The sequence below is a fragment of the Bradyrhizobium sp. P2_E8 genome, assembly GCF_056403875.1.
Genome location: NZ_JBFUES010000995.1, coordinates 1 through 2,674, shown reverse-complemented (window position 1 = coordinate 2,674; position 2,674 = coordinate 1). Strand labels below are relative to the sequence as shown.

The 2,674-nt window shown below is 61.1% G+C and carries 3 protein-coding genes and 1 pseudogene; 3 read left to right on the top strand and 1 reads right to left on the bottom strand.

The window, feature by feature from the left end; translation table 11 throughout:
• Positions 1-261, bottom strand: a 261-nt coding sequence (locus AC1D00_RS35610) for a hypothetical protein (RefSeq protein WP_477013890.1), incomplete at its 3' end; no start/stop codon positions are given.
• A 177-nt stretch (positions 262-438) separates the two neighbouring features.
• Between AC1D00_RS35610 and AC1D00_RS35605 the strand changes: the two genes are divergently transcribed.
• From AC1D00_RS35605 to AC1D00_RS35595, 3 genes and pseudogenes are all read left to right on the top strand, one after another.
• Positions 439-732, top strand: coding sequence for a DUF3846 domain-containing protein (locus tag AC1D00_RS35605; RefSeq protein ID WP_477013889.1), 294 nt, complete (start codon positions 439-441; stop codon positions 730-732).
• A 264-nt stretch (positions 733-996) separates the two neighbouring features.
• Complete coding sequence (locus AC1D00_RS35600) at positions 997-2,118, top strand: tyrosine-type recombinase/integrase (protein WP_477013888.1); 1,122 nt, start codon at positions 997-999, stop codon at positions 2,116-2,118.
• 195 nt (positions 2,119-2,313) lie between these two features.
• Positions 2,314-2,674: pseudogene (locus tag AC1D00_RS35595) on the top strand (DinB/UmuC family translesion DNA polymerase); the annotation flags it as partial.

Below are 2,674 nucleotides of genomic sequence, written 5' to 3'. Positions count from 1 at the left end.
TCGGTCGAAGGCATACCATCTCGCTATCACCTCAACGATCGACAGCGGCGCGTCCGCCAAGTGGGCGTGGAGCACGGGTTCGGGGTCGGCCAAGCTCCGCCAAAACTCGTATGCGAAAATGGAGCGACGAAGAGCCGTAGTATCCTTGTGCTCTTTGAGCTGGAGGGCAATGCGCTGCATCTCCTTCTCCCTCTCTCCGTGCGGTACTGTGCTCAAGCTGTCCAGTGCCGCCCGGGCGTCATCCTTCCAGTCGCGTCGCAAGTTGGGGCCCCCGGTCAGTCGTTAACTATTAGCATCGCCGCGGCCTTGCAGGATGGCATGGCCGCCAGTATAACCTAAAATAGGTTACAATCCACTCCTTAACGATCTTTGGAGGCCCCCCGGCCGACCTCAAATCGCGCCCTTTGTAACCTGAATTAGGTTATGTTGGAGCTTTGAATGCGAGCGCTGATCATCGACCCCTTTAAGAAGGAAATCCGGGAGTTCGAAATCGAGAAAAGCCTCTCCGCGTACCAGGCCGCGGTCGGCGGATTCATCGAGTTCGCTGTCTTCATCGATCGGCGGGATGTCCTGTACGTGGCGGACCTCGCCAAATGGCCCGAGCGCTTTCTCATTGGCGGCCAGCGCAGCTACTCGGGCTGCGGGCTGGTGATCGGTGCGACCCGCGACGGCGACGCCGCCCCCGCCAAAGTGTCGGCAGACGCTCTTCGCGGCGTGGTCCGCTTTCCCTAACCAGGCAGGAATGCGCGGTGACGCGGAAGGTCAGGACCGGGACGGTTGAACGACGCGCTCTCACCAGACTCGAGGCGGCGGAAATGGCCGCGTTGTCGCCGGCCGCCTTCGACAAGGCCAGGCGCGACGGTCTCTACCCGCAACCGACGTTGCCGGGTGGCCGGTACGATGCGGAATTGATGCACTTGGCCATGAACCGCGCCAGCGGATTGGACCAGGATCGGCAATCGCCCTCAGCCCTCGAAACGTGGAGGGCGAACCGCCGTGCGCGTAAGGCTTAAAGGGATCAATACCGTCAAAAAGCGTCTCGCTGATGGCTCGACGAAGACCTACCGCTACCATCGGGCCACCGGTAAACTCTTGCAAGGTGAGCCTGGATCGCCGGAATTCATCGAGTCATATGGCTCTGCGGCGCGAGGCCAAAAGCGACCGCAAAGTGTCTCGTCAGATACCTTCGCGGCGACGGTCGTCAAATACAAGGACTCGGAAGTCTTCAAGCTCCTCGCCGATCGTACGCAAAGCGAATACGCGCGTCTTCTCAAGGCGGTCGAAGGCGAGTTTGGAACGCTGCCTTCCTCGGCCTTGAACGACCCCGACGTTTTGGGTGACTTTCTCGAATACCAAGATGCTGTTGCCAAGGCCTCCGGCGCTCGCGAGGCGGACAACCGTCTCGCCGCGACGAGCGCGATGCTCACTTGGGCAAAAGACAGGAAATACATCAAGTTCAATCATCTGCGCGGCTTCAAGCGTTTGCACTACGCCGACCGAAGCGAAATCCTCTGGTTGCCCGAACACGTCCTGGCGTTCATGGACAAGGCGGAGCCGGAACTGCAGCCAGCCTTGATTCTCGCCGCTCACACCGCTCTGCGCGAAAGCGACCTTCTCGGGTTGAAATGGACCGCCTACCGCGACGGCTGCCTTGTTGTCAGAATCAGCAAGTCGCGTCGCAACAGAGGCAATGGCCGTCTCGTCGATATCCCTTGCACCAAGAGTCTTCGTCAGATGCTCGACAAGATGCCGCGCACGTCAGAATACATCCTGACGACACGGACCAATCGCCGCTTCAAGATCCGTTACTTCAGCCGACTCTGGCACGAGACGATGGTGGCGGCGGGAATCGACAAGATCAAACTAGAAGGCGTGGAAGAGCCGGTCTCGCTTCACTTCAACGATCTGCGTGGCACGGCCATCACTTTGCTGTCGGAGGCCGGCTGCACTCCCCAGGAAATCGCGACCATCACGGGCCATTCGCTGAAGTACGTGAATCATATTCTGGAGAAGTATCTCGCGCGGACCAAAGGTCTGGCCCGGAAGGCTATCGAAAAATTCGAGTCTTCGCCGAGCGCCCAGTTCATGCACGAACTAAAGGCAGCGGATAGCGCATGAAGCTTTCCGATGCACCGACGGTGCCCCGGACATCGATCGCCTAGGCCGACTTCCGCCGTTGGCCCGTGGCGGGCTTCTTCGCCGCGGCTTCCTTCTTCTTGCCGGCGATCGGCATCAGACCGGCCGAGGCCTTGCGCGGCTTCTTGGCGGGCTTTGCCGGCTTCGCCGGCGCGGCCTCCCGACCTACGCTCTGCCGTAGCGCGCGGCATCGACGACCGTCCCGTCCGCGCCAACCGCATCCGCAAGTCCGTCGGCGCCGAGAACACGTTCTCGGCGGACCTCACGACATTCGACGCGATGGCCGCCGAGCTCCGGCCACTGATCGACAAGGTCTGGCGCCACTGTGAGAGCACCGGCAACCGGGGACGGACCGTGACGCTCAAGGTCAAGTTCTTCGATTTCGAGATCATCACGCGGAGCCGGTCGGTCCTGAATTTCGTATCGAGCCGGGACGACTTGGAGGGCTTGGCGATCGCCCTGCTGCAGGCCGAGATGCCCTTCCCGAAGTCGGTTCGCCTTCTGGGCGTGTCGCTGTCCTCGCTGCAAACGCTGGGTA

What these genes read in the sequence shown, in the direction of transcription:
- AC1D00_RS35605 (WP_477013889.1), top strand. Translation starts at nt 439, where the DNA reads ATGCGAGCGCTGATCATCGACCCCTTTAAGAAGGAAATCCGGGAGTTC.